The 24,656-nt window shown below is 71.8% G+C and carries 23 protein-coding genes; 12 read left to right on the forward strand and 11 right to left on the reverse strand.

Features of this window, described 5'->3' with window-relative positions; translation table 11 throughout:
• Positions 1-88: 88 nt before the first annotated feature.
• A complete protein-coding gene (locus AC5L30_RS24520; RefSeq protein ID WP_112587484.1) occupies positions 89-319 on the forward strand; it encodes a CDGSH iron-sulfur domain-containing protein in 231 nt (76 codons plus the stop codon).
• A gap of 236 nt (positions 320-555) precedes the next feature.
• Here AC5L30_RS24520 and AC5L30_RS24525 read toward each other — a convergent pair whose 3' ends face one another.
• Genes AC5L30_RS24525 through AC5L30_RS24535 form a run of 3 tightly spaced genes read right to left on the reverse strand, consistent with a single transcriptional unit; the run spans position 556 to position 4,574 of the window.
• Positions 556-1,653 carry an iron-containing redox enzyme family protein gene (locus AC5L30_RS24525; RefSeq protein ID WP_494869971.1) on the reverse strand — a complete coding sequence of 366 codons (1,098 nt, stop codon included), beginning with the start codon at positions 1,651-1,653 and terminating at the stop codon, positions 556-558.
• A 49-nt stretch (positions 1,654-1,702) separates the two neighbouring features.
• Complete coding sequence (locus tag AC5L30_RS24530; RefSeq protein ID WP_494869972.1) at positions 1,703-3,457, reverse strand: thiamine pyrophosphate-binding protein; 1,755 nt, start codon at positions 3,455-3,457, stop codon at positions 1,703-1,705.
• A complete protein-coding gene (locus AC5L30_RS24535; protein ID WP_494869973.1) occupies positions 3,450-4,574 on the reverse strand; it encodes a baeRF2 domain-containing protein in 1,125 nt (374 codons plus the stop codon). Before AC5L30_RS24535 ends, AC5L30_RS24530 begins: the two co-directional genes overlap by 8 nt.
• A 142-nt stretch (positions 4,575-4,716) precedes the next feature.
• On the opposite strand from AC5L30_RS24535, the gene AC5L30_RS24540 reads away from it, so the two are divergent.
• Entirely contained in the window at positions 4,717-5,265 is a 549-nt protein-coding gene (locus tag AC5L30_RS24540; protein ID WP_357273836.1) for a hypothetical protein, read from the forward strand.
• 80 nt (positions 5,266-5,345) lie between these two features.
• Here AC5L30_RS24540 and AC5L30_RS24545 read toward each other — a convergent pair whose 3' ends face one another.
• Entirely contained in the window at positions 5,346-5,684 is a 339-nt protein-coding gene (locus tag AC5L30_RS24545) for a DUF3817 domain-containing protein (protein ID WP_494870038.1), read from the reverse strand.
• Between the two features lie 153 nt (positions 5,685-5,837).
• Between AC5L30_RS24545 and AC5L30_RS24550 the strand changes: the two genes are divergently transcribed.
• Together AC5L30_RS24550 and AC5L30_RS24555 are read left to right on the forward strand one after the other, a co-directional pair.
• The gene (locus tag AC5L30_RS24550; protein ID WP_494869974.1) at positions 5,838-7,316 is read left to right on the forward strand and encodes a glutamate-cysteine ligase family protein; all 1,479 of its coding nucleotides are present in this window, start codon (positions 5,838-5,840) and stop codon (positions 7,314-7,316) included.
• A gap of 91 nt (positions 7,317-7,407) precedes the next feature.
• Positions 7,408-8,490 carry a S66 peptidase family protein gene (locus AC5L30_RS24555; RefSeq protein WP_494869975.1) on the forward strand — a complete coding sequence of 361 codons (1,083 nt, stop codon included), beginning with the start codon at positions 7,408-7,410 and terminating at the stop codon, positions 8,488-8,490.
• 100 nt (positions 8,491-8,590) lie between these two features.
• Here the strand turns inward: AC5L30_RS24555 and AC5L30_RS24560 are convergent, their stop codons facing one another.
• The 4 genes from AC5L30_RS24560 to AC5L30_RS24575 form a co-directional block, all read right to left on the reverse strand.
• Entirely contained in the window at positions 8,591-8,977 is a 387-nt protein-coding gene (locus AC5L30_RS24560; RefSeq protein WP_494869976.1) for a DUF2267 domain-containing protein, read from the reverse strand.
• 132 nt (positions 8,978-9,109) lie between these two features.
• Positions 9,110-10,420 carry an alpha/beta fold hydrolase gene (locus AC5L30_RS24565; protein WP_494869977.1) on the reverse strand — a complete coding sequence of 437 codons (1,311 nt, stop codon included), beginning with the start codon at positions 10,418-10,420 and terminating at the stop codon, positions 9,110-9,112.
• Positions 10,421-10,500: 80 nt separating this feature from the next.
• Positions 10,501-11,673, reverse strand: a complete 1,173-nt coding sequence (locus tag AC5L30_RS24570) for a zinc-dependent alcohol dehydrogenase (RefSeq protein ID WP_494869978.1) — start codon at positions 11,671-11,673, stop codon at positions 10,501-10,503.
• 29 nt (positions 11,674-11,702) lie between these two features.
• Positions 11,703-12,653 carry an SRPBCC family protein gene (locus AC5L30_RS24575; RefSeq protein WP_494869979.1) on the reverse strand — a complete coding sequence of 317 codons (951 nt, stop codon included), beginning with the start codon at positions 12,651-12,653 and terminating at the stop codon, positions 11,703-11,705.
• Between the two features lie 242 nt (positions 12,654-12,895).
• Here AC5L30_RS24575 and AC5L30_RS24580 point away from each other — a divergent pair, with 242 nt between their 5' ends.
• The 5 genes from AC5L30_RS24580 to AC5L30_RS24600 all read left to right on the forward strand — a co-directional run bounded on the left by AC5L30_RS24580 (position 12,896) and on the right by AC5L30_RS24600 (position 18,177).
• Entirely contained in the window at positions 12,896-13,912 is a 1,017-nt protein-coding gene (locus AC5L30_RS24580; RefSeq protein ID WP_494869980.1) for a carboxypeptidase-like regulatory domain-containing protein, read from the forward strand.
• 71 nt (positions 13,913-13,983) lie between these two features.
• Entirely contained in the window at positions 13,984-14,496 is a 513-nt protein-coding gene (locus tag AC5L30_RS24585) for an RNA polymerase sigma factor (protein ID WP_494869981.1), read from the forward strand.
• Complete coding sequence (locus AC5L30_RS24590; RefSeq protein ID WP_494869982.1) at positions 14,483-15,679, forward strand: WD40/YVTN/BNR-like repeat-containing protein; 1,197 nt, start codon at positions 14,483-14,485, stop codon at positions 15,677-15,679. Before AC5L30_RS24585 ends, AC5L30_RS24590 begins: the two co-directional genes overlap by 14 nt.
• 80 nt (positions 15,680-15,759) lie before the next feature.
• Positions 15,760-16,122, forward strand: a complete 363-nt coding sequence (locus tag AC5L30_RS24595; protein WP_494869983.1) for an SCP2 sterol-binding domain-containing protein — start codon at positions 15,760-15,762, stop codon at positions 16,120-16,122.
• A gap of 3 nt (positions 16,123-16,125) precedes the next feature.
• On the forward strand, positions 16,126-18,177 hold the full coding sequence (locus AC5L30_RS24600; RefSeq protein ID WP_494869984.1) for an amylo-alpha-1,6-glucosidase: 2,052 nt from the start codon (positions 16,126-16,128) through the stop codon (positions 18,175-18,177).
• Positions 18,178-18,185: 8 nt separating this feature from the next.
• Here AC5L30_RS24600 and AC5L30_RS24605 read toward each other — a convergent pair whose 3' ends face one another.
• A complete protein-coding gene (locus tag AC5L30_RS24605; protein ID WP_494869985.1) occupies positions 18,186-19,139 on the reverse strand; it encodes a helix-turn-helix domain-containing protein in 954 nt (317 codons plus the stop codon).
• Positions 19,140-19,233: 94 nt separating this feature from the next.
• Between AC5L30_RS24605 and AC5L30_RS24610 the strand changes: the two genes are divergently transcribed.
• Together AC5L30_RS24610 and AC5L30_RS24615 are read left to right on the forward strand one after the other, a co-directional pair.
• Positions 19,234-20,244 carry a saccharopine dehydrogenase NADP-binding domain-containing protein gene (locus AC5L30_RS24610; protein ID WP_494869986.1) on the forward strand — a complete coding sequence of 337 codons (1,011 nt, stop codon included), beginning with the start codon at positions 19,234-19,236 and terminating at the stop codon, positions 20,242-20,244.
• A 250-nt stretch (positions 20,245-20,494) separates the two neighbouring features.
• Complete coding sequence (locus AC5L30_RS24615) at positions 20,495-22,009, forward strand: DUF1996 domain-containing protein (RefSeq protein ID WP_494869987.1); 1,515 nt, start codon at positions 20,495-20,497, stop codon at positions 22,007-22,009.
• A gap of 83 nt (positions 22,010-22,092) precedes the next feature.
• Here the strand turns inward: AC5L30_RS24615 and AC5L30_RS24620 are convergent, their stop codons facing one another.
• Positions 22,093-22,599 carry a hypothetical protein gene (locus AC5L30_RS24620; protein WP_494869988.1) on the reverse strand — a complete coding sequence of 169 codons (507 nt, stop codon included), beginning with the start codon at positions 22,597-22,599 and terminating at the stop codon, positions 22,093-22,095.
• Positions 22,600-22,632: 33 nt separating this feature from the next.
• Positions 22,633-23,271 carry a hypothetical protein gene (locus AC5L30_RS24625; RefSeq protein WP_494869989.1) on the reverse strand — a complete coding sequence of 213 codons (639 nt, stop codon included), beginning with the start codon at positions 23,269-23,271 and terminating at the stop codon, positions 22,633-22,635.
• 188 nt (positions 23,272-23,459) lie between these two features.
• Here AC5L30_RS24625 and AC5L30_RS24630 point away from each other — a divergent pair, with 188 nt between their 5' ends.
• Positions 23,460-24,647 (forward strand): DUF418 domain-containing protein, encoded by a 1,188-nt coding sequence (locus AC5L30_RS24630; RefSeq protein ID WP_494869990.1) that lies wholly within the window; start codon positions 23,460-23,462, stop codon positions 24,645-24,647.
• Positions 24,648-24,656: the final 9 nt, after the last annotated feature.

Below are 24,656 nucleotides of genomic sequence, written 5' to 3' on the forward strand. Positions count from 1 at the left end.
CATTCCGCTGCTCAGCGGGGTGCGCCGGGCATCACCGGCGTTCGGCCGCGCGGGTTTCGGCGGGGCCAGGACGGGCACTTCCGGGGCCATGCGCACCGACGACACCAGCGAGCCAGCCGCCGCCACGATCACCCCGTACGAGGACGGACCGCTGCTGGTCCGCGGCGACTTCGCGCTGGTCACCCCGGACGGCGAGCGCATCGACGCACGCCGGGGCACGGTGGCGTTGTGCCGGTGCGGCAAGTCGGCGCTCAAGCCGTTCTGCGACGGCACCCACAAGGCGATCAACTTCCGCGCCGGCACGACCCGCGAGGGGTGACCGCACGTCGCCGCGTCCCGCAGCGGAAGGGCGCGGACGGGCCGCACCAGAGGCACGCCGCCTTTGCTCTGCACCCGCCCACGCGCCAGTTACGGACCGTGCCTGGTGCGCCGGCGGGTGCAGAGCAAAGGGTTGACCACGCGCGGCACGCCCCCACCCAGCAGCGGCGATCCACCCCGCCGCTCCACACGCATGGGCGTGATCCGTCGGCTTCCCGGGTGCGACAAGCCCTCGGATCAGACGAGCGCGGGCGGGGCCTGCGGGGCCACCGCGGGCGACGCGACAAGCGAGACCGTAGGCGGCAGGGCCGGCGGGGTGGGTGCGCGCAGCGAGCTGCGGCCGACGGCCCAGCTGTCCAGCAGATGCGCGGCGAACAGCCGGTCCACTGCGAGCCCGGCCGCCGCGCCGAAGAGCACGTCGGCGGCGAGGGCCGGCTCGACACGGACCAGGCCACCGCACATGTCGTGCGCGGCGATCTGCTCGTGCACCGCGTCGGCCTCGACGTGCTCGTCGTAGAAGCGGGTGGCCACCTCGTCGAAGCCGAGGCGGCGCAGCCCGTTGCCGTAGCGACGGTTGGGCAACGAGGAGGTCATCTCGAACGCGGCCAGGTGCCCGAGCAGCGCGCCGCGCAGCCGTCGGTGCAGCCCGAACAGCGACATCAGGTTGTTGGTCGCCAACGTCACCGCCGGCGCCACGTCGACGTGGGCGCCGTAGGCGGTGTCCAGGCCCAGCCGGTCGAGGGTGCACCGGAACAGCTCGGCGTGCATCCGGTCCAGCCGCCCGTTGCCGTACTCGTCGGTCTGGATCTCCACGAGCGCGGCCTTGGCCGGGCCACCGAGGCGGGGCAGCGCCCAGCTGTGCGGGTCCGCCTCCCGCAGGTGGTAGACGGAGCGGTGGGCGACGAACTCGCGGAACTGGGTGAGGTCGGCACGTCGTTGCAGCGTCGCGGCCAGCGCCGGCCCGTCATCGGCCGCGACCAGCTCGGCCAGGCCGGCCGCCACCCCGGCGGCGGGCACCCGCGGCGCGCCGACCAGCCGGCGCAGCGCCGCCTCGAAGACCCGTTCGCAGCGGGCGCGCAGCGCCAGCAGGGTCGGCTGCCACTCCCACGACTCGTCCACCCCGAGCCAGCCCCGGTAGTGCAGCTCGTAACAGAGGAACAGCGTCAGTTGCAGGTCCTCGTCGGTGATCGGGTCCGTCGGGTCGAGGTCGGCGCCGAGATCGGTCGGCAGGTCGTGCGGTGGGCGTCGCAGAGCCCCGACGACCGCCGCGGAGAGCGGGCCCCGCGCCCTCGGCAGGCTCGCGGGACCGTAACGGCGGTCAGCGGGCTCGGACATGGGACCTCCAGCGTCGTCGGGCCGCTTCTCATGCCCTGGTCGAAGGTGGCTAAACGAGATCGTCGGCGCCGGCGGTGACCTCCACCTGCTCGCGGACCTTCCGGGCCGGAGCACCCTCGGCGTACAGACCCCGCAGGTCGGCGAAGGCGGGCTCCGGCGGCGACAGCGACACCGCCGGGTCGACGACCGCCTCCAGTACGCAGGGGCGGTCGGCGGCGAGGGCCTCGTCCCAGGCCGCGCCGACCAGCTCCGGGCGGTCCGCCCGCACTCCGTGCAGCCCCAGCAGCCGGGCCCAGCCGGCGTACGGCACGTCGGGGCGACGGTGGGTCGGGTCGGGCGACGGTTGTCGCCCGCCACCCATGCCGTTCTCGTCCCGGTTGTTGAGCACCAGCACCACCAGCCGCGGGTCGCGCCACCGCTGCCAGAGGTGCGAGACGGTGATCAGTTCGGCGAGCCCGTTGAGCTGCATCGCCCCGTCACCGACCAGCGCGACCACCGGCTGGTCGGGGGCGGCGAGCTTGGCCGCCACCGCGTACGGCAGCGCGCAGCCCATCGAGCCGAGGGTGCCGCACAACTGCGCGTTGACCCCCGGTGGCAGGGTGAGGTGCCGGGCGTACCAGTAGAGCACCGAGCCGACGTCGACCGCGACCGCGCCGGTGCCGGGCATCCGGGCGGACAACTCCTCGAGAACGAGCTGCGGGTTGACCGGGTCCGCGGGGGCGGCGGCCCGCTCGGCGGCGACCTCCCGCCAGCGGTCCACCGAACTCTCCACGGTGGCGCGCCACTGCTGCTCGGGTCGGCCGCGCAACCGGCTCAGCAGCGCCCGCAGCGTCTCGGCGGCGTCACCGACCAGCGGCACGTCGGCCGGGTAGCGGGTGCCGATCCGGCGGCCGTCGATGTCGATCTGCACCGTGCGCGCCTGCTCGGGCATCGGGAAGTAGTCGGTCCACGGGTCGTTGGTGCCGACCATCAGCAGCGTGTCGCAGCCACCCATCAGCTCGGCCGCCGCCGGGGTGCCGACCTCGCCGAGCACACCGGTGTGGAACGGCAGCCGCTCGTCGAGCACCGGCTTGCCCAGCAGTGAGGTGGCCACCCCGGCGCCGAGCCGGTCGGCGATCTCGATGATCTCGGCGGCCGCGTCCCGACCGCCCTGACCCACCAGGATCGCGGTCCGCTGGCCGCCGCTGAGCAGCTGCGCGGCGGCGTCCAGGTCCACCTCGTGCGGCAGGACCCGGGCCAGCGGCTCACCGGGGGTCGCCGTGATCACCCCGGCGCCGTACGACTGCAGGTCGGGCACCAGCGCCTCCTGCAACTGTCGGGGCAGCACCACGCAGGTCGGGCTGCGGGTCGCCGCCGCCGTCCGGAACGCCTGGTCCAGCAGCGTCCCCACCTCGTCGGGGCTGCGGCCGTACCGGACGAACTGGTTGCACACGTCCCCGAAGAGCCGGCTCAGCCCGATCTCCTGGTGCGCGCCGCCGAGCGGCCCGGAGATGTCCTCCCCGACGATCGCCACCACCGGTTTGCTGTCCAGCTTGGCGTCGTAGAGGCCGTTGAGCAGCTGGACGGCGCTGGGCCCCTGGGTGGCGAGGCAGACCCCGATGCCGCCGGTGAACTTGGCGTGCCCGGTGGCCATGAACGAGGCGGTCTCCTCGTGCCGGGCCGGAATGAACGCCGGCTCGCCGCCGGTGCGGTCCAGCGCGTCGACAAGCGGCGCGATCGCCTCGCCCGGGTACCCGAAGGCACGGGGTACCCGCCAGGCCAGGAGCCGCTCCACCACGACGTCCGCAACCGTTCGGTCAACCATTGCCGCGCCCCGGTGTGCTGGGATCGACGTAGCGCAGCACCGCGCCGACGCCGTCGGTGAGATCGGGTGCCTCGTCGGGGCCGAGCACGGTCAGTGCCGCGTCGGTGCCGACGAGCGCCCGGACGAGCGCCGCGTCGGCGCGTACCCGCTGCGGGTCGGCCACCGACATGGCGGCCAACTGCCCCGGGTCGACGGCGATCTCGGTGGGTTCCGGGCCGATCCACAGCTCACCGTTGGCCGACGGATCGTCCACGATGATCATCGTGTCGACCTGGTTGCGTTGCAGGGCCGAGACGACCGCGTCCAGGCCGCCGCCCACGTCCTCCTGCACGCCGAACTTGTCCAGCGCGGCGCTGATCCGCTGGTCGGCGATCTCCGCGATGGTCTGCACGGTGAGGTCGTCCAGCAACGTCAGGTCGGCGCCGGCGGCCCGGGAGCCGGCGTCGGTGCGCACCATCAGGTCCTGCCAGCGCTCGGGCATCTGGGCGGCGATCATGCCGGTGGCCCGGACGTCGCCGGCGATCACCACCACCTCCGCGCCGACCTTCTCGGCCAGCTGCACGGTCGCCGCGGTGACGTCGCCGGCGTTGCGGTGCCAGGCCTCCATGGCGGCCTTCTGGTAGATGTCCTGGGACCAGCCACCGGGTTGCGGCTTGCGCAGCGGGAAGGTCTCCCCGCCGACGACGTGCGCCCTGCGCGGGACCCCACCGGCACTGATGGCGATCGCGTCCGCACCGGTGCGGTCGGCCAGCACGCGCACCCAGGCCACCTGCTCGCCGCGCTGGGCGAGCATCGGCATCACGTGCGGCAGCGGCCCCACGTGGGCCAGGTCCCGCAGTGGCGGCGCGGACAGGTACTCGGAGAGCACCACCCGGCCGTGACTGGCGAAGACCGCCAGGCCGTAGTCACCGACCATCGGGTCATGACCTCGGACCACCCGGTCCAGCGCGGCGATGTTCGCCTCGTCCGCCCCCTGTTTGGCCAGGCTGCGTTCCAGGGCACGCCAGCGCAGATCCAGGGCGGGATGGGCGTCCTCCGTGTCCGCGGAGGCGTCCAGATACACCGAGCACCACGGCCCGGGACGGTCGTAGAGCGGGCGCAGGAAGGACAGCTGCATGCTCGACCCCTTTCCAGCTCGGCCCCCCGCTTACCCGGGTCGCCGGGGATGTCACCTCGCGGCCGTGAGCCCGTGACCAGGTTTCATTCACGTCGTTCAACCGAGGACGTCGATACGATCTGTGAACACAAGCGAACTCTCGGTGGTGGAGATGGACAGCGGACTCGATACCCGGCGGATCGTGCACCCGACGGAACGAATCGTCACCGGGCGGCTGATTCGCCTGCTCGACGGCTACACCCGCGAGGTACGCATCGGTCAGCCGGTGCTGGTGGCGGTGCTCGCCGCGGCGGCCTTCGCCCGACTGCCCGCCCTGCTGCTGCGCTCGCTCTTCTCCTTCGGCGGTGGCGGCACCCGGCGTCGCTGGAAGGAGCTGAAGCAGGGCCCGGAATACCTGGTCACGCCGGTGCGGCTGCGTAACACCGCCGGTCAGCTCTGCGAGGTGGAGCTGCACGGTCACCTGCCGCAGAGCGCCCTGCACCCGGCGGATCAGGTGCAGCTGACCCTGCGCCCGCAACGTGACCCGGAGCTGCCGCCCCGGATCGAGCGGATCGTCAACCTCACCACCGGGCAGCTGCTGACCCCGCGTACCGCGACGCTCTGGTCGCATCTCGGGCCGCCGCTGCTGTTGCAGGCGTTCCTGGGCACGCTGCTGCTGGCCGGCATCGCGGCCTGCTCCGCGCTGACCTAGATCCCACCCCGGTCAGGGCAGGGCGGTCTGCCGGTCAGGGCGGGCTCAGCCGTACCGGGGCGAGCGGGCGGGTCGGCGGCTCAGCCGACCGGGGCGGGCTCGCGGGCCGGCTGCCGGTCTCCGCCGAGCATTCCCCGGCGGCGGGCCCAACGCTCGAAGGCCAGGGTGGCGAACGGCGGCACCGCGCTGACCAGGGCCACCGCCGTGGCCAGCAGGCTCCACCGGTGCAGCCGGGCCACGGCCAGCACCAGCAGGACGTACGCGACGAACAGGCCGCCGTGGATCGGCCCGAAGATCTTGACGCCCAGCTCGTTGTCCGGCGGCCCGTACTTGACCAACATGCCGACCAGCAGGGCCAGCCAGGAGCATGCCTCGGCGATCGCCGCCGCGACGAACAGCCGGGTCACCTTCTCGCGCATCCGCACGCCACCACCTCTCGAGACGCCATGCTATCGGTCCCCGCTGGCTGGGCTAACAGGGCGGCCAGTTGGGTAGGAAAGGGTTCTCGGGTCTTCCCCGCCCGCCGATCGCGTGCGAGGTTTAGGGGAACCAGCGGTGACAGGGTGGTGACCATGGGCGAGGACGTCGGCGTGCGAACCTTCAGTCGAGAGGATCGCGCCCGCTACCGCGACAAGGTCCGTCGCTGTCTGGACGTCTTCGCCGAGATGCTGCGCGAGTCCCGCTTCGACCTCGACCGGCCGATGACCGGCGTGGAGATCGAGCTGAACCTGGTCGACGAGGCGTCGAATCCGGCGATGCGCAACGCCGATGTGCTGGCGGCCATCGCCGATCCGAGCTTCCAGACCGAGCTGGGCCAGTTCAACATCGAGATCAACGTGCCGCCGCGTCGGCTGACCGGCACCGGCACGGCCGACTTCGAGGAGTACGTGCGGGCCAGCCTCAACGCCGCCGAGGTGAAGGCCCGGGCGATCGGCGCGCACATGGTCATGATCGGCATCCTGCCGACGCTGCGCCCCGAGCACCTGACCGCCGAGACGCTGTCGGCCAACCCCCGCTACAAGCTGCTCAACGAGCAGATCTTCGCGGCCCGGGGCGAGGATCTGCCGATCGCCATCAGCGGGGTGGAACGCCTGGCGGTCACCGCCGACACGATCACCCCGGAGGCGGCCTGCACCAGCACCCAGTTCCACCTCCAGGTCAGCCCGGCCCAGTTCGCCGACTACTGGAACGCCGCCCAGGCGGTGGCCGGCATCCAGGTCGCGGTCGGGGCGAACTCGCCGCTGTTCTTCGGCCGGGAGCTGTGGCGCGAGACCCGCATCCCGCTGTTCCAGCAGGCCACCGACACCCGGTCGGAAGAGATCAAAGCCCAGGGGGTACGCCCCCGGGTCTGGTTCGGCGAACGCTGGATCACCAGCGTGTTCGACCTGTTCGAGGAGAATGTGCGCTACTTCCCGGCGCTGCTGCCGGTCTGCGACCCGGAGGACCCGGCGCAGGCCCTCGCGGCCGGCGAGGTGCCCAATCTGGCCGAGTTGCGCCTGCACAACGGCACCGTCTACCGGTGGAACCGCCCGGTGTACGACGTGTCGCGGGGCCGTCCGCACCTGCGGGTGGAGAATCGGGTGCTGCCCGCCGGCCCGACCGTGTTGGACACCATCGCCAACGGCGCCTTCTACTTCGGGTTGGTTCGCGCCCTCGCCGAATCGGACCGGCCACTGTGGTCGCAGATGTCGTTCAGCGCCGCCGAGGAGAACTTCACCAGCTGCGCCCGGCACGGCATCGACGCGCAGGTCTTCTGGCCCGGTCTCGGCTACCTGCCCGTCACCGAGTTGGTGTTGCGCCGGTTGCTGCCAATGGCGCATCACGGCCTGGACCGGTGGGGGCTCGACCCGGCCGAGCGGGACCGGCTGCTCGGCATCATCGAGCAGCGCTGCCTGACCGGTCGCAATGGCGCGACCTGGCAGGTGGAGACGTTGCACCGGCTGGAGACCGCCGACCACCTGGACCGGCCGGAGGCGCTGCGCGAGGTGGTCCGGCACTACGTGGACCTGATGCACAGCAACCGGCCGGTGCACGACTGGCCGATCCCGTAAGCCTCCGCGTGTCCCTTGTGGACCCCCACGCTCATCGAAGACTGTCGTAGGCTGTGGCGACTCGCACATCGATGATGATGGAGGGTTGCCGGTGACCACTTCTGGAACCGACCCCGTCCCGACGCAGGGGCCCGCACAGGTGGCCCTGTCCCGTCGGCACATGCTGCGGATGGGAGCGGCGGCTGCCGGTGGCGCGGCGCTCGTCGGCACGGCAGCGCCGGTGGCCGCTGCCCCGGGTGGCGCGAAACGCGTGCTGCGGGCGCCGGTGCTGGCGCCCGGTGACCTGGTTCGGGTCGTGTCGCCCGGCAGCACCCCCGACCCCACGAACATGGCCCGCGGCATCGAGATCCTGCGCAGCTGGGGTCTGAAGGTCGAGCTGGGCAGGCACGTCTTCACCAAGTACGGCTACCTGGCCGGCACCGACGCGGAGCGGCTGGCCGACCTGAACGCCGCGCTCACCGACCCGGGGGTTCGTGCGGTCTTCGCCGCCCGCGGCGGTTACGGCACCCAGCGGATCGTCGACCAGATCGACGTCTCCGCTCTGCGCCGCGATCCCCGGGTGATCGTCGGCTTCAGCGACATCACCAGCATCCACGGCAAGCTCTGGCGCGACACCGGCCTGGTCACCTTCTACGGCCCCATGGTCAACTGGAGCGACGCGCGCACCGGCCCGGAGTCGGCCGAGGCACTGCGTCAGGCGGTGATGACCACCGCGCCCGTCACGATCACCAGGGATCCGGCCGAGACGGCCGCCTCCGTGCTGGTGCCGGGGCGGGCATCGGGCCCTCTGCTCGGCGGCTGCCTGACACTGATCTCCACGTCGCTCGGTGCGGCGGACTCGCCGAAGTTCAACGACGCGATCCTGTTCTTCGAGGACGTTGACGAGGCTCCGTACAGCATCGACAGCATGCTGACCGAGCTGCGCCGGGTGGGCGTGCTGTCCAGGGTTGCCGGGGTGGTCATCGGTCAGATCACCAACAGCGTCGGCGAGCCGGGTGAGTGGGACGCGGCGGCGGTGCTGAAGGACCGCCTCTACGACCTGGGCGTGCCGGTCCTGGGCGGGCTCCGACTCGGGCACGGCAATGGTCAGCTCACCGTTCCGCTCGGTTCGCGGGCCACGATCGATGCCGTGGCGGGGACCCTGACGGTGGAGCCCGGAGTCCGTCCCCGCTAGGCGTGGCTCGACCGGCGTGCCGGTTGCTCAGACGTCCGCCTCGGTGCCGGGCCCTCGGTCCGTTGGATCCATGGCCCGAACTCTGCGGCCGGGGCGCTGCTCAGCCGCGCGGGGTGGGAACGCCGAAGAGATCGATGATGCCGCCGGGAAGCTGCGCGAGCAGGTCGTGGCGATCGTCGTCATCGAGCGCTTCGGCCACGGTGCGCAACACCGCCTGGGCGTGTTGACGCACCTGGTCGGCGTCCGCGACCTGCTCCCGGTCGCCGACGTGCTTCAGAAACTCACCGACGTCCCACCGGCGACCCTGTGGGTTACGGGTGACGGACGCGTCCAGCCGATCCGGTAGCTGTGCTGCCAGGTTGTCGGCCTCCCGGCCGGCGAGCCGTTCGCCGAGCACCGACAGGACGGCCTGTATGGACCGGACGGCCTCGTTCTCCCCGAGGCCCGCGCGCTGCCGTACCGTGGCGATCATCTGCTCGTACTCCATGACTCGCTCCTTCCGTCTCCTCGACCGGCCCTCAAGCCTGCCAGCGGACGAACGGGGCGAGTTCCCAGGCTCCCTGGCCGCAAACGGGGTCGCCCGTCGACCCGGACTTCGCGTCATCGGGCGGGCACGGCCTCACATCTCGCCGCGAACCAGCCGGATCAGCCGGTCGAGGACGCGGCCCCCGCTTTCTCGCAGGCCGTCGTGCTCGTACTCGTTGGTGATCCAGGGACGTAGGCCGCGCACCGCTCGCGCGGTGGCCAACGAGTCGTCGGTGTCGACGTACATGTCGTCGTGGTAGATCGCGGCGGCGACCGGCACCTCGTTGCGGGCCAACTGCTCCGGGTCGTACAGGTCCGGCCAGTCCGTACGTCGCGCCAGCAGCTCCGCCGCCTCGGCCAGCGGGGCCAGCGCGGGGTCGGTGACGACCATCCACGGATAGATCATCTCGCCGGTCAGCAGCACCGGCCGGTCCTCCGCCAACGCCCGGTCGGCGTCGAACCGCGGGAACTCGGCCCGCACCGCCTCGGCCGCCCACCCGGTGGCGCGCGGTGTCACCGAACGCTGGCCGTAGATCGACTCGTGCAGCAGCGCGTAGAGCGGGCGGTTCGCGTACGACAGGTGGCCCTGGACCTCGGCGAGGAACGGGTCGGAGAGCTGCTGGCCGGGCATCCCGGGCAGGAAGGCGTCCTCGAGCAGGTAGTGCAGTGCGTGCGACCCGTTGCCGCTGCCCAGCATGATGCCGATGGCCTGGAACGCCTCGGCGGTCAGCAGTCCCCCGCCGGGCAGCCGCACCTCCCGCTCCCGCAGGTGTCGCACGACGGCCCGGACGGTCTCGACGTCCTCCGGGTAGCGCGCGTAGTGCGCCTCGACCTTGCGCCGCACCCGTGGGTAGGCGGCCCGGTAGACGTCGTCGGCCGTGCTGCGCAGACCGGGCAGACCGCCGGTCACGAACGCCTCGCGGACGCCGTCGGGCGCGTACGACAGGTAGGTGAGGGTGCAGAAGCCGCCGTAGCTCTGGCCGAGCAGGCTCCACCGACCGTCGTCGCCGAGAAGTTCCCGGCGGATCAGTTCACCGTCGCGGACGATCGAGTCGGCTCGAAAGTGCGCCAGGTACCGGGCCTGGGCGGTCGCGTCGCCGCGCAGCGGCAGCGTGTGCCGGTCGGCGAGGGTGGAGCGCCCGGTGCCGCGCTGGTCGAGCAGCAGCACCCGGTAGTCGTCCAGCGCCCGGTCCAGCCAGCTGTCCCGGCCCATTGGGCGGGGCGATCGGCCACCGGGGCCGCCCTGCAGGAAGAGCAGCCACGGCAGAGACTCGCGCTCCTTGCCGACGGCCACGACCTCGCGGGCGTACACCTCGATCCGCTCGCCGGCCGGGTCGGCATGGTCGAGCGGTACCTGGAAACGGTGGTCGGTGATGATGGTGCCTGGGTGGCGGTAGACCGGCACGGGCGCCCCTTTCCGGAGGCGGTGCCGATGCCTCCGATCGTCGGCCGACACCGTACGTCACCGCACGACCCGCGCTCCGATCAGACCTTGAGCAGCACCTTCGTGCAGTCGTCCTGCTTCTTCTGAAAGATCTTGTAGCCCTTCGGGGCGTCGCGCAGCGGCATCCGGTGGCTGACGATGAAGCTCGGGTCGATCTCGCCGCGCTGAATGCGCTCCAGCAGCGGCCGGGTGTAGCGCTGGACATGGCACTGACCGGTCCGCATGACCAGTGAGCGGTTCATGAACGCGCCCATCGGGAACTTGTCGACGAAGCCGCCGTACGCGCCGACCACCGAGACCACCCCACCCGAGCGGCAGGCCAGGATCGCCTGCCGCAGCGCGAACGGCCGTTCCGTCTCGACCCGCGCGGCCTGCTTGGCCCGGTCGTACGCGTACATGGCGGCGTTGCCGTGGTGGCCCTCCAGGCCCACCGCGTCGATGCACGCGTCGGGGCCCCGGCCGGCGGTCATCTCGTTGAGGGTGTCCAGCACGTCGACTTCCTCGTAGTTGATCGTCTCGGCGTCGATGTGCTCCCGGGCCAGCCGCAGCCGGTACGGGAACCGGTCGATGACGATCACCCGCTCCGCGCCGAGCAGCCGGGCGCTGGCCGCGGCGAGCAGCCCGACCGGCCCGGCGCCCCAGACGGCGATCACCTGCCCGGGCTTGATGTCGCACATCTCGGCACCCATGTAGCCGGTCGGGAACACGTCGGCCAGCATGACCGCCTGGTCGTCGCTGACCTCGTCGGGCACCTTGATCGGACCGACGTCGGCGAACGGCACCCTCGCGTACTCGGCCTGGCCGCCCGCGTAGCCGCCAAGCAGGTGGGAGTAGCCGAAGATGCCGGCCGGCGAGTGCCCCATGATCTTCTCGGCGATGCCGGCGTTCGGGTTGGAGTTCTCGCAGACCGAGTAGAGGCCGCGCTGGCACGACGAGCAGTGCCCGCAGGCGATCGGGAAGGGCACCACCACCCGGTCGCCCGGGGTGAGGTTGCGGACCTGCGGGCCCACCTCCACCACCTCGCCCATGAACTCGTGGCCGAGGATGTCGCCCTTGCGCATCGCGGGGATGTAGCCGTGGTAGAGGTGCAGGTCGGAGCCGCAGATCGCGGTGGTGCTGATCCGGACGATCGCGTCTCGGGCGTTCATGATCTTCGGGTCGGGTACGTCGATGACCTTGACGCTGTCGGTGCCCATCCAGGCGGTGGCCTTCATTCTCGGTCCCTTTCGGAGAGCTCGGGCGGTCAGCGGCGGGACGCCGGCAGCGGCTGGGCTGGACGCTGCATGGCCTGCTGGCGTACGGAGATGCCGTTGGGGCTGCCCTCGGAACGGACGACCTCGCCGGTCTCCAGCACCTGCTTGAAGCGGCGCAGGTCGTCCCGGACCTGCTGCTCGGGTTCCTCGCCGAAGAGCTTCGCCACCGCTCGGCCGAACGCGCCGGCCGGCGGGGCGTAGCGCAGTTCCACCCGCACCTCGGTCCCCCGGTCGCCGGGCGCGGGTACGAACCGGACCCGGCCGGCGTTGGGCACCCGGGTCCCCGGCAACGACCGCCAGGTGATCGACTTGTTCGGCTGGTCGTCGATGATCTCGGCGTCCCACTCGACGCGGTGCCCGGCCGGACCACGGGCGATCCAGTGCGAGCGGCGCAGGTCGTCGGCGCGTACGGACTCCAGGTGCGCCATGAACCGGGGCAGGTTCTCCATGTCCCGCCAGAAGCGGTACGCCTCGGCGGGTGACCGGTTCACCGTCACCGCGATCTGCATCCGGATCACCCGGGCGCGGGCCCGTCGAGCCCGGCCGACGCGTACGGCGGCGAGCACGTCCACGGCGGTGATGCCGGCGATGGCGAGGGTGGTCAGCGCGACCCGGCGGCGGCGTTCACCGCCACGGTCGGCGAGGGCCCGCCCGAGCAGGGTGAGGTCCATGGCGTCGCCGGCCACCCGGCTCCAGGCCCAGCCGGCCGGGTGGCGGCCGCTGAGCAGGCCGGCGGCGCTGCCCAGCTCCCGCAGGCCGATGGCCGGAAGCACGGCGCGCGCGGCCGCGGCGTCGTCCACCCCGGCCATCCGCGCAATGGGTCCGGGCGCGACCAGCGCGCCCACACCAAGGGCCAGGCTCAGCAGACCGAGCGCGCTCGGCAGCGTCGCCGGCACCGGCCCGTCCAGCTCCGGCAGGAGCACACTGTCGACACGACTCATGTCCGGTCCCTTCCGGTGGGCGTCGCCGCCGGTCCGCCGGCGGGGGCGGCGGTGGTCCGCCCCCGTGACGCTATGTCGTACAGGTGCCGGATGCGCCAGGTTCGGCCCAGAACGTCTCATCCGAGGCGGCGTGGGCGGGAACGCGTTCGGCAAGGGTCGACCTGCTGACATTGACCGATTCGGATTATCCGAAAGCCGTTACCGTCGGCCCACGCCGCCCGCGCCGCCGGAAGGACACCCCCATGAGCCGTGCTCTGCTGCGCCACCTGACCACCCCCATCGCCGTCGCGCTGCTCATCGGGGCAGCCGCCGCGCCGGCCACCGCGGGTCCCTCCGGCTCGGTGCCGCCCGCGCCCGGCGGCGTCCGAACGGTGGTGCGGGACGCGACGACCGGCGCGCCGGTCCCCCGGGCCTGCGCCGCGCTCGTCCCGGTGGACGCCGCGGCGTTGGCGGCGGTCAGCATCGGTGAGGACCAACTCGGGCGGTACGGGGGCTGCGCCGACGAGCAGGGCGTCCTGGTGACCGGGGACGTCGCCCCGGGGAGGTACCGGCTGCTGGTGCGCCCCTACGACAGGACGACGCACGGCTGGCAGTGGGTCGGCCAGCACGGCGGCACCGGTGACCGCGAGCGGGCACAGGTGATTCAGGTGCGGCCCGGCGTGGTGACCAACGCGCCGGTCATCCGGCTCGACCCGCCGGGCACCGTCGTCGGAGTGGTGACCGACGCGGCGACGGGTGCGCCGATCCCCCGGGCGCTGGTCATGGTGGTGCCCTACGTGCCGCACCCGAAGTACGGCGATCACGGCCCGACCACCGACGAGAACGGCCGCTACACGATCACCGGACTCGGCCCGTACCACTGGCCCGTGCAGTTCGCCGCCGCCGGGCTGGCGACCGTGTGGTCCGGTGGGGTGGGCGGTCGGCAGCAGGCGCGGCCGGTGCGGGTCCGCGCCCAACAGACGGTGACCCTGAACCAGGCGCTGCCCGCCGGTACGCCGCTCAGCGGAGCGGTTCGGGTCGACGAGCTGCTCACCTACGCCCAGGTGATCGCGTTCGACGCGGCCACCGGGGACCTGGCCGGCGTGGCGGACGTGGGCACCGGTTACGCCCTGCGCCTGCTGCCCGGGCAGCGGGTGAAACTGCGCTGCGACTGCGCGTACACCCCGCCGGTCTGGCACCGCGACGCCGCCGGCTTCGATGCGGCGACGCCCGTGCGGGTTCGTCGGGCGCCGGTCGTGGTGGACTTCAACCTCGGCTGACCGGATTCTGGTCGGTCACCGGAACCTTCTTCCCGGCCCGCTGGTGGGATTGGTGGAGAAGGGAGGTGACGGTGTCCGACGGCGATCTGATCTCCGAGCTCTACGCCGGCTGTTTCCGACGCCTGGTCGTCCAGCTGTACGCGGTGACCGGGGACCTGACCGAGGCGCAGGAGGCGGTGCAGGAGGCGTTCACCCGAGCGCTGATGGCGCCTGGGCGGTTCGCCGGGCTGGAGAACCCGGAGGCATGGTTGCGTCGGGTCGCGGTGAACTGGGCCCGCAGCCGGTACCGCCGCCGCCGGATGCTCGACGGGCTGCTGCGCCGGATCGGCCCGCCGCCGGCCGTCGCCGACCATTCCCCGGAGCACCTCGCCCTGCTCGCCGCACTGCGCGTGCTGCCCGAGGGGCAGCGCCACGCGCTGGCCCTGCACTACCTCGTCGATCTGCCGGTGGACGAGGTCGCCGCCACGCTGGGCGTCTCGTCCGGGACGGTGAAGTCCCGGCTGTCCCGGGGTCGGGTCGCCCTGGCGGCGCTGCTTGCCGACACCGACGCTACGGAAACCGGGAGGATCGATGTCCGGTCGTGAGTTCTCCGGCTTCGACGTGGACACCGTCACCGAGGCCGTCTCGCAGCCACCCCTCGACGAGCTGCGAACCACCGCCCGGTCCCGTCGGCACCGGTCGGTCGCGATGGTGACGGCGACGCTGGTCGTACTGGCCGGGCTGGCGGTCGTACCGCTGGTGGCCGAGCCGGACCGGGCCGCGCCGGCCGACCCGCCGACGCCGTCGAGTGCGCAGTTCAGTCAATTCACGCTGACCGGGCCCGACTCCGCGGTCGACGTGCGGCAGGACGGCTGCGTCGTGCGCTTCGCCCACACCGGCGACGGTGGCCGCAGCTGGTCGGACTGGGACGCGGCGCGCTTCGAGGGCACCCGATGTGCGGCCGGGACGCCGGGCAGCGGCACGGACTTCTTCGTCCTCGGTGAGCGATCCTACCTGGTCACCGACTCCGGGCTGGCCCACCTCTCCACCGACTACGGCCGCACCTGGCGGGACGCGGAATCCGCGATCGTCGCCGTACCCACGTTCCCGGCGACGGCCCGACCGGTCCTCTGCGGGTTCGGCTGTGGGCCGGTGTCGGAGGCGCTGGCGGTGGACCCGTCGAGTGGAACGGTGTACCGGCTCACCGCCACGGCACCCTCGTGGCGTCCGTTGTCCAGCCTCTACCCGGCAGCGGACGGCAGCATCTGGGCCGCGTACCGGATGGGGAGCTCCCGGGGGTCGACCGTCGCCCGCAGCGCCGACCGAGGCGCGACCTGGACCACCTGGGAGGTGGGCGACGACACCGAGGTGATCACGGCGGTCGGGCTCGACAACCAGGAAGGGTACGTGCTGACCCAGTCGTCGACGGCGGGTGGCGGGGTGCGGCTGTTGCGGACCACGGACGGCGCGAAGACCTGGGCGGACACCGGCGCCACGCTGCCGGATCAGCTGCACTACGACCTCACGGTGGGGTCGGACCGATCCCTGCTGGCGATCACCACCGGTGATGGCACCGAACCCGACCGCCGCGCCCGGCTGCTGGTCAGCCGGGACGACGGGGAGCACTTCACGGTCGCCCGGGAGTACGGCCGGCTCGTCGGTTCGGTCAGTGTCGCGCCCGGCTACGCCTGGATCTTCGGGCGCGACGACGGGTCGACGGGCGAGCCGGACCACGTCCTCGTCACCACGGACGCGACCACCTGGACCCGCTTCTCGCTCGCACCCTGAGCAACTGGCGCCGCCCGGCGTTAGAAGTGACCCGCACCGGGTAGCCGGCATCCGCTCTTACCAGCGCCCGAGGAGGTGGGATGTCGGCGACCAGCACCTTCTTCGAGCGGTTGACGGTCGCTGGCCAGGATCCGCGGTTCAGCAAGGTCTGCGGGAGCGTGCGATTCGACATCCGCGACGGCGGCCACCTGGAGCAGTGGCTGCTGGTCATCAATCACGGCCGGATGCGGGTGACCCGGAGCGGTGCTCCCGCCACCACGGTGATCCAGGTGTCCGCGCAGGTCGCGGAGGCGATGGCGCGGGGCGAGGTGAACGGGCTGGCGGCGATCACCCGGGGCGAGATCATGGTCGACGGCGACCTCGGCCTGGCGTTGCGCATCGGACGGCTGTTCCCGCGAGAGCCCGGGCCGCTTCAACGCGACGACTCCGACAGCGGGGCGTGACCGATGAGGGACATCGCGGGCACCGTGGCGTGCATCGACGGGAACACCTTCATGGTGTCCGACGCCAGCGGCGACGTGCAGTCGTCCCCGAGCACGCCGGTCGGTCTCTTCGCCGCCGACACACGCTTTCTGTCCCGTTGGAGGCTCACCGTCAACGGCGAGTGCATGACCGCGCTCTCGGTGGACGACAGTCAGTACTTCGAGGTCACGTTCTTCGCGGTGCCTGGCGCGGCGGTGGACTACGTGGAAGCCGACGTGTCGGCGATTCGGCGCCGGCGCATCGGCCCAGACCTCAGCGAGTCCCTCACCATCTTCAATTACGGCGAGCGGGACATGACGCTCGACGTGCGCTTGGAGGTGGCCGCCGACTTCGCCGACATCTTCGAGATCAAGTTCGACATCGGTGACAAGACCGGCGCGCGCTACACACACGTCGGCCCGAACGAGTTGCGCCTGGGCTACCGGCGCGGCACCTACCGACGTGAGGTTGTCGTGTCGGCGAGTGAGCCCGCGGAGTTCGACCCGGGCGGCCTTCGGTTCGCGGTCCGGCTGCGCCCCGGGCAGCAGTGGTCGACCCGGTTGCAGGCCGTCATGCTGGCGTTGCGCCCGGACGGCGTCGACCTGCGCTCCGCCCTGCGCGCCCTACGGCCGGACGAGTCCACGCTGCCGACGAGCGTGCGGGCCTGGGTCGCGGCGGCACCGACCCTGGACACCGACAGCGTCGGCCTCCAACAGGTCTACCACCGCAGCCTGGTGGACCTGGCGGCGCTGCGCTTCGCCCCGCTCTCACTCAGCGGCGCGAGCGTGCCCGCGGCCGGGTTGCCCTGGTTCATGACCCTGTTCGGCCGCGACAGTCTGTTGACCTGCCTACAGACCCTGCCCGTCACCCCGTCGCTGACCCCACCGACACTGCGGATCCTCGCGTCGTTGCAGGGCGCCCGGACTGACGACGTGCTGGAGGAGGACCCGGGCCGGATCCTGCACGAGCTGCGCTACGGGGAGTCGGCCGCGTTCGAGGAGCAGCCACACTCCCCGTACTACGGCACGGTGGACGCCTCACCGCTGTTCGTGGTGCTGCTCGACGAGTACGAGCGGTGGAGCGGCGACACCGCGCTGGTGATGGAGTTGGAGCAGGAGGCTCGCGCCGCCCTGGCCTGGATCGACCTGTACGCGGACCTGACCTCTACGGGCTACGTCTGGTACCAGCGACGCAACCGCTCCACCGGCCTGGAGAACCAGTGCTGGAAGGACTCCTGGGACAGCATCTCCTACGCCGACGGCCGGCTGCCGGGCTTCCCGAGGGCCACCTGCGAAATCCAGGGGTACGCCTACGACGCGAAGATCAGAGGAGCACGGCTGGCCCGTACCTTCTGGGGTGATCCCGTCTACGCCGAGCGGCTGGAGAGTGAGGCGGCGGCCCTGTACGACCGGTTCAACCGGGACTTCTGGCTTGAGGACCGCGGCTTCTACGCCCTCGCGCTCGACCATGACGGCACACCCGTGGACAGCCTGTCGTCCAACATCGGGCACCTGTTGTGGAGCGGCATCGTGCCGCCGGAGCGGGCTCGCCGGGTGGTCGAGCACCTGATGGGTCCGGCGCTGTTCTCCGGTTGGGGGGTGCGGACGTTCGCCGAGGGGCAGCGCCGTTACAACCCGCTCGGCTACCACAACGGCACGGTCTGGCCGTTCGACAACTCGTTCATCGCCTGGGGTCTGCGCCGTTACGGGTTCGGTAGCGAGGCGGCCCGCATCGCCGAGGGCATCCTCTCCGCCGCCACCTACTTCGAGGGTCGGCTACCCGAGGCGTTCGGTGGGTTCGACCGCGACACCACCCGGTTCCCGATTCGGTACCCGACCGCCGGCAGCCCGCAGGCGTGGTCCAGCGGAGCGACCATGCTGCTGATCCGCACCATGCTCGGTATCAACCCGCACGAGGACCACCTGGCCGTGGACCCGGCGCTGCCCACCACCTTCGGGCGGATCGCGCTCCTGGACATTCCCGGCCGTTGGGGCAAGCGCGACGCGTTCGCCCGTCAACGCCCCGACCAGCACTGACGGCACGGTCAGCCGACGGCAGGCCCGGTGGCCCGGAAGGTGCGCCGGTACGCGTCCGGCGGCACGCCGACGGTGCGGTGGAAGTGTCGACGCAGCGTCGCGGCGGTGCCCATGCCGGCCGCCTGGGCGATGGCGTCGATGCTGTCGTCGGTCTTCTCCAGCAGCTCCTGGGCGCGGCGGACCCGCTGCGTCGACAGCCACAGCAGTGGGGTGGTGCCGGTGGCCGACCGGAAGTGGCGGGCCAGGTTGCGCGAGCTCATGTTCGCCTGCCGGGCCAGGTCCTCGACGGTCAGCGGCCGGTCCAGGCGGGCCAACGCCCAGGGGAACAGGGTGGCCAGCGGGTGGTCGTCGCGGGCGGGTACCGGGGTGGTCACGTACTGGGCCTGACCGCCGGCGCGGTGCGGTGGCACGACCAGGCGGCGGGCGACGGCGTTGGCGACTGTCGGGCCGTGGTCGCGGCGGATCAGGTGCAGGCACAGGTCGAGCGCGGCGGCCTTGCCGGCGGAGGCGAGCACGGTGCCGTTGTCGACGTAGAGCACGTCCGGGTCGACCCGTACCCGGGGATAGCGGGCGGCCAGCACCTCGGTGTGGGCCCAGTGGGTGGTGGCCCGCAGCCCGTCGAGCACCCCGGCGGCGGCCAGCACGAACGCGCCGGTGCAGAGCGAGACCATCCGGGCGCCCGCGCGGTGGGCCGCGCGGACCGCGTCGAGCAGGTCGGCGGGTACGTCCCCGTCAACGTCCTCGATCGACGGGATGATCACGGTGTCGGCCCGGGAGAGGCGGTCCAGCCCGTCGTCGGGCGCCATCAGGAAGCGGCCGACCCGGACCGGACCGGGTCCGCAGACCGCCACCTCGTACCAGGGATCGGCCAGGCCGGAGGGGTCGTGGGCGAAGACCTCGCAGGCCAGGGCCAGCTCGAAGTGCAGCATTCCGTCGGTGGCGGCGATCGCGACAAGAGCCATGTCCGAAATTGTACGAGGCTTGGCGTTCCCGACACTGGTCGGTCGCCCGCCGCCGCGGGAGGCTGGTCCCAGTCGATCTTTCGAGGGGGCAGTGATGGGCCACAGAGTGGCGGTGTTCGGGGCGTACGGGCACACCGGACGGTTCGTGATGACGGAGCTGGGCGAGCGCGGGTTCGATGCGCTGCCGGTGGGCCGCGACCCGCGCCAGTTGGAGGCGTTCGGACTCGCCTACCGGGTGGCGTCGGCCGACGATCCGGCCTCGCTCGACGCGGCGCTGACCGGGGTGGACGCGGTCGTCAACTGCGCCGGCCCGTTCGCGGCGACCGCCGCCGGCGTGATCGAGGCCGCGCTGCGCGCCGGAATCCCGTACGTGGACGTGGCGGCCGAGATCGAGGCCAACCTCGACACGTTCGCGCACTTCACCGAGCGCGCCCGGGCGGCCGGTGTCGCGGTGGTCCCGGCGATGGCCTTCTTCGGTGGGCTCGGCGACCTGCTCGCGACGACGGCGATGGGCGACTGGACGTCGGCCGACGAGGCGCACGTCGCGTACGGACTGAGCAGCTGGCACCCGACGGCCGGGACGGTCGCCGCGGGCGCCGTCTCCCGCGAGCGCCGCGCCGGCCGCCGGGTCCGCTACACCGGCGGCCGGTTGGAGTACCACTCCGGTGGGGATCTGCCGAGGGTGGACTGGGACTTTCCCGCGCCGCTGGGCCGGCGCACCGTCCTCGGTGAGTTCACCATGGCCGACGTCGTCACCATCCCCCGTCACCTGAGCATTCCCGAGGTTCGCACGTACATGAGCGTCGACGCCGCCACCGACCTGGCCGCGGCGGCAGCGCCGGTCGCGGTCGACGGGCTGGGCCGGTCAGCGCAGACGTTCACTGTCGACGTCATCGTGCGCCGCGGCGACACGCGCCGCCGCGTCGTGGCCACTGGCCGGGACATCTACGCCGTCAGCGCGCCCCTGGCCGTGGAGGCGGTCCGGCGCATCCTCGATGGACAGACGAGGACCAGCGGCGTTGCCTCTGCCGGCGAGATGTTCGACGCGCCCGACTTCCTGCGCGCGCTGTCGCCGGCCATCTCCGTCGAGCTGGTCGGCGAATGAGGCCGAGAAATTGGACCACAATTCGTTACTCGAAATTCGTAATCACCGAACCAGAACGGGGCGGTGGGATTTAAAAGAAACTTAAGGCTGTACGTGCGAAAAATTGTCATCCCGAGTCGCCTCGCTGGCTGCCAGGGCACTTGCCGACCGGCCCCCTTAATTCTTTCCCCGCGAGTTGATGCAGGCCCTTGACGTGCACATACTCCTTCCGACAGGACCTTTGTCGTCGACTCGAAGGACACCACTGGTAATGCGGACTCCCCCCGCGCACGTCGCACCGCCGGATCGGGCGCGAAAGCGTCGTCGTCTCACCCGCGTCACGCTCGCCTCCGCGGTCGTCGCCGCGCTGGCCGGCAGTGGCATCTACATCGCCGGCGCTCAGGCCGAAGAGGTGGCCGTGCCCGGTCGGGTGCAGGCGGAGGCATTCGCGGCACAGTCCGGTGCGCAGACCGAGGGCACCGGCGACGCCGACGGCGGCCGCAACGTTGGCTGGCTGGCCAGCGGCGACTGGCTGCGCTACGACGGTGTGTCGGTGACGGGCGTCGACCTGACGGCCCGGGTCGCCTCGCACAACGGCGCCGGCGGCACTGTCGAGTTGCACCTCGGCGCCCGGAACGGTCAACTGCTGGCCAGCTTCCCGATCGCCCAGACCGGCGGCTGGCAGAAGTGGACGACCGTCACCGCGAAGGCGTCGGGTGTGCCGGCCGGCGCGCAGACCGTCTTCGCGGTCGTGAAGAGCGCCTCGACGTCGGATTTCGTGAACCTGAACTGGTTCACGTTCGGCCCCGCGACGGGCACGTCGCCGAGCGCGTCGGCCACGCCGAGCACGTCGGCCGTCCCGTCGGCCACGCCGAGTTCCACCGCGTCCGCGTCCGCGTCCCCGTCGACGTCCGTCCCGCCGAGCGCGCCGGCCGGCGGCTGGGTGCCGGTCGACCAGGCCAAGTGGAGCAGGGAACTGGCCGCCTTCAACGCCATCAAGCCGAAGGCGGTGCCGCCGGGCACCACCCGGGTGCCCGAGTTCCACACCGATTGCGGCGTCGCGAGTTCGGCCCCGGACGACCCGATCGTCGTGCCTGGCCTCCCGGGTGCCTCGCACCTGCACACCTTCTTCGGCCCGAAGATCGACGCCTTCACCACGACGGACAAGCTGTTCGCCGCGCCGAACACCTGCAACGCCCCCGGGGACAGGAGCGCCTACTGGACCCCGGAGCTGCGCAAGGACGGCAAGGCCGTGCCGATCAAGAGCATGCGCGTCTACTACGGCTCACGGGTCAAGGACCCGTCGACGGTCAAGCCCTTCCCGCCGGGCCTGGTGGTGGTCGAAGGCGACGCCAAGCGGCAGGTGGACACTCCGAAGAACGCCGGTAGCAACCAGTTCTGGTGCGCGGGCAGCGCCGAGATCGGCCGCAGCGCCGACGGCAACTGGCCGAGGTGCGCCCCCGGCGGCAACCTGATCTTCCAGCTCGTGTTCAAGGACTGCTGGGACGGCAAGAACATCGACTCACCCGATCACAAGTCGCACATGGGCGACCCGGTGAACGGCGTCTGCACCGGCAAGTACCCGGTGGCCGTGCCGGATCTCTCCTTCATGGTCAACTACGAGTCGCTGGGCGGTGACGGCCTCAGCCTCTCCTCCGGCAAGCCGTCATCCATGCACGGCGACTTCATGAACGCCTGGGAGCCGGAGCGTCTCGGCGACCTGGTGAAGTCCTGCCTCAACCAGAACGCCAAGTGCGGCGTCGACACGACCTTCGCCGGCGGCTGACACCTCCGTTTGCGACGGACGGCCCCCACGCTCAGGCGTGGGGGCCGTCCGTCATCACATCCGACCTGTTCAGGCCGCGATGGTCAGAGAACCATGCTGACCCCGTGGGCCTTGCAGGCGGCGCTGATGTCCTTGCCGGCCTTCTCGAAGGCTGGGTTGTCGGCGGCGGTCGCCGGGTCCGCCGCGGCCGCGGCCTTGGCCGCCTCGGCGCCGAACGTCCGCAGCGCGTCGGCCAACGTGCCGTCGCCGGTCGAGGCGACCGTGGTCACCTTCTGCTCCAGCCCAGTCAGGATCTTCTTGAAGTCCGCCGCCGACGCGTCGCCAGTCGTGGCGACCTTCACCATCTCGGCCCTCATCTCGTCGCTGGCCTTCTTCACCGCGACGCAGAGCTGCTTGTCGGTCGCCGCGCCCGCAGCGGGCGACGAGGCCGGCGTGGCGGCAGCGGAGGTGGCCACCGCGGACGGGGCCGCGGAGGTGGGAGCGGGCGTCGTGGATCCGGCGGTCGTCGCCTTATCGGTGTCGCCACAGGCGGCGAGGGCCGCCGAAACGGCAAGGATCAACATGGCAGAGGCAAGACGGGAAGATTTCACGGACGCGGACGATAGCGGAAGTCCAAACGACGATCAATCTCGCGGCGGCGCTGGTCGATCATCCACTGACGCCGACCAGCGCCGCCGGTCGCGTCGCGGCAGACGGGTACGGCGGTAGTAGGACCATCCGGCCAGCGGCAACGCGACCGTCCAGGCCAGTAGGAGCGGGAGGCCGATCAGGACGCCGGCCGGGGTGAAGATGTCCTCCGCACTGGACTCCGGCAGGTCCGCGGCGAACTGCCAGGGCAGGGTCGCCGAGTAGCCGATCATCAGGGCGGATCCCAGCGCCGTCGGCGTCAGCGGCACCCACGGTGGCACCCGACGTCCGCGCAGCCACGGCACCCACCGGGGAAAGACCACGCCCCAGTCCTTGATGAGCCCCAGCGCCAGAACGCCGCCGAGCCCGGCGAGGACGCACAGGAGACCCAGGTAGAACGCGCCGGCCGGCAGGCCCAGGAAACCGTTGACCGGGTGATCCCCCACCCCCGGCCCGCGACCGTGGTACCACTCGCGGAACGGGCCAGGGTTGGCGAACATCGGGATGCCCAGGATCCATGGCACGTGCAGCGGGATGAACCCCAGCACGGGGGCGATCCACGCCACGTGACCGGCTCGGCGGCCCCAGGACGGCGGCGGGGCGGGTCGGGTGTTCGTACCTGGTGGTCGAGTCACGGCGTCGTCTCCATCTCAACGGCGGGCGTTGGCAGATCCGAGATCACCGTCGCCGAACGGCGGGGCGAGCGGATCGCCGCGCGGAGGGAACCGTCTCCCTCCGCCCGGGGATGGTGTCTTTTCGTCACGACACCGCGTGTGACGAAAGCACTTCCCGGCAGGGGGCCACGCTCCGGAGGCTGGACATCATGAATGTGACCCGATTCGACCGACCGGGCGACGGCCGTGCCCAGCCCTCGCCCGGGGACACTCCCGCCCGAATCACCGCCGTGGACGCGCTGCGCGGAAGTGCGCTGCTGCTCATCCTGCTGGTGAACATCGTGTTCTTCAGCTCCGGCTACGACTTCCACCTCGTCGACGATCCGACGCGCGACGCGGTCGACCTACTGATCGTCGGCGCGGTGGAGCTGTTGTTCGCGATGAAGGCGTACCTGCTGTTCGCCTTCCTGTTCGGCTACAGCTTCACCCTGCAACTCGACTCCGCGGCGCGGCGCGGTGCGGCGTTCCGCCCGGCGTTCCTGCGCCGGCTCTCCGGGTTGTTCGTTCTCGGGGTGCTGCACGCGGTGCTGCTGTTCCACGGCGACATCCTCACCACGTACGCGCTGCTCGGTCTCGCGCTGCTCGCGGTCCGGCGGATCGAGCCCCGCACCGCGCTGATCGCGGCGGCGGCCATCATCGGCGGCATCGCCCTCGTGGTCGGGCTCGCCGCGGTCCTCGGCGCCACGCTGGTTCCGGACGAGGCCGCCGCGGTCGATGCCGGTACGCGTTCGACGCTGGCGCTCGGCGGTGGCCTCGGCGATGTCGTCCTGGAGCACCTGCGGTCGATGCCGGCGATGATCGGTGGCCTCGCCGTGCAGGGCCCCCTGGCGTTCGCGGCGTTCCTCGTCGGTCTCGCCGCCGGCAAGCACCGGCTTCTCAGCGCCGTGCCCGCGCACGAGGTGCTGCTACGCCGGTGCGAGAAGGTGGGATATCCGATCGGGCTGGCCGGTGCCCTCGTGTTCGCCGTCGGTGGTGGCACGGCGAACCTGACCGGGCTGATGGTCAGCATCGTCACCGCGCCGTTCCTGGCCGCGGCCTACGCCGCGACCCTGCTGCGCCTGTTCACGCGGCGCCCGCGCGTCGCGGACATACTGGCGCCCGCCGGGCGGATGGCCCTGACGAACTACCTGACCCAGTCGCTCCTGTGCGTGCTCGTGTTCACCGGTGTCGGGTGGGGCCTGGTCGGTCGCACCTCGCCGGCACAGACACTCCTGATCGCACTGGTGATCTTCGCGGTCCAGTTGGCGGCCAGCGCGTGGTGGCTGCGGCGGTTCCGGTACGGCCCGGTCGAATGGGCGCTGCGCGCCTGGACCCACCGAGGGCGCCGCCCCAACTAGGGTGCTGAC

It is taken from the genome of Micromonospora sp. BQ32, from assembly GCF_059358895.1.

What these genes read in the sequence shown, in the direction of transcription:
- AC5L30_RS24520 (WP_112587484.1), top strand. Translation starts at nt 89, where the DNA reads ATGCGCACCGACGACACCAGCGAGCCAGCCGCCGCCACGATCACCCCG.
- AC5L30_RS24525 (WP_494869971.1), bottom strand. Translation starts at nt 1,653, where the DNA reads ATGTCCGAGCCCGCTGACCGCCGTTACGGTCCCGCGAGCCTGCCGAGG.
- AC5L30_RS24530 (WP_494869972.1), bottom strand. Translation starts at nt 3,457, where the DNA reads ATGGTTGACCGAACGGTTGCGGACGTCGTGGTGGAGCGGCTCCTGGCC.
- AC5L30_RS24535 (WP_494869973.1), bottom strand. Translation starts at nt 4,574, where the DNA reads ATGCAGCTGTCCTTCCTGCGCCCGCTCTACGACCGTCCCGGGCCGTGG.
- AC5L30_RS24545 (WP_494870038.1), bottom strand. Translation starts at nt 5,684, where the DNA reads ATGCGCGAGAAGGTGACCCGGCTGTTCGTCGCGGCGGCGATCGCCGAG.
- AC5L30_RS24550 (WP_494869974.1), top strand. Translation starts at nt 5,838, where the DNA reads ATGGGCGAGGACGTCGGCGTGCGAACCTTCAGTCGAGAGGATCGCGCC.
- AC5L30_RS24560 (WP_494869976.1), bottom strand. Translation starts at nt 8,977, where the DNA reads ATGGAGTACGAGCAGATGATCGCCACGGTACGGCAGCGCGCGGGCCTC.
- AC5L30_RS24570 (WP_494869978.1), bottom strand. Translation starts at nt 11,673, where the DNA reads ATGAAGGCCACCGCCTGGATGGGCACCGACAGCGTCAAGGTCATCGAC.
- AC5L30_RS24575 (WP_494869979.1), bottom strand. Translation starts at nt 12,653, where the DNA reads ATGAGTCGTGTCGACAGTGTGCTCCTGCCGGAGCTGGACGGGCCGGTG.
- AC5L30_RS24580 (WP_494869980.1), top strand. Translation starts at nt 12,896, where the DNA reads ATGAGCCGTGCTCTGCTGCGCCACCTGACCACCCCCATCGCCGTCGCG.
- AC5L30_RS24590 (WP_494869982.1), top strand. Translation starts at nt 14,483, where the DNA reads ATGTCCGGTCGTGAGTTCTCCGGCTTCGACGTGGACACCGTCACCGAG.
- AC5L30_RS24595 (WP_494869983.1), top strand. Translation starts at nt 15,760, where the DNA reads ATGTCGGCGACCAGCACCTTCTTCGAGCGGTTGACGGTCGCTGGCCAG.
- AC5L30_RS24600 (WP_494869984.1), top strand. Translation starts at nt 16,126, where the DNA reads ATGAGGGACATCGCGGGCACCGTGGCGTGCATCGACGGGAACACCTTC.
- AC5L30_RS24605 (WP_494869985.1), bottom strand. Translation starts at nt 19,139, where the DNA reads ATGGCTCTTGTCGCGATCGCCGCCACCGACGGAATGCTGCACTTCGAG.
- AC5L30_RS24610 (WP_494869986.1), top strand. Translation starts at nt 19,234, where the DNA reads ATGGGCCACAGAGTGGCGGTGTTCGGGGCGTACGGGCACACCGGACGG.
- AC5L30_RS24615 (WP_494869987.1), top strand. Translation starts at nt 20,495, where the DNA reads ATGCGGACTCCCCCCGCGCACGTCGCACCGCCGGATCGGGCGCGAAAG.
- AC5L30_RS24630 (WP_494869990.1), top strand. Translation starts at nt 23,460, where the DNA reads ATGAATGTGACCCGATTCGACCGACCGGGCGACGGCCGTGCCCAGCCC.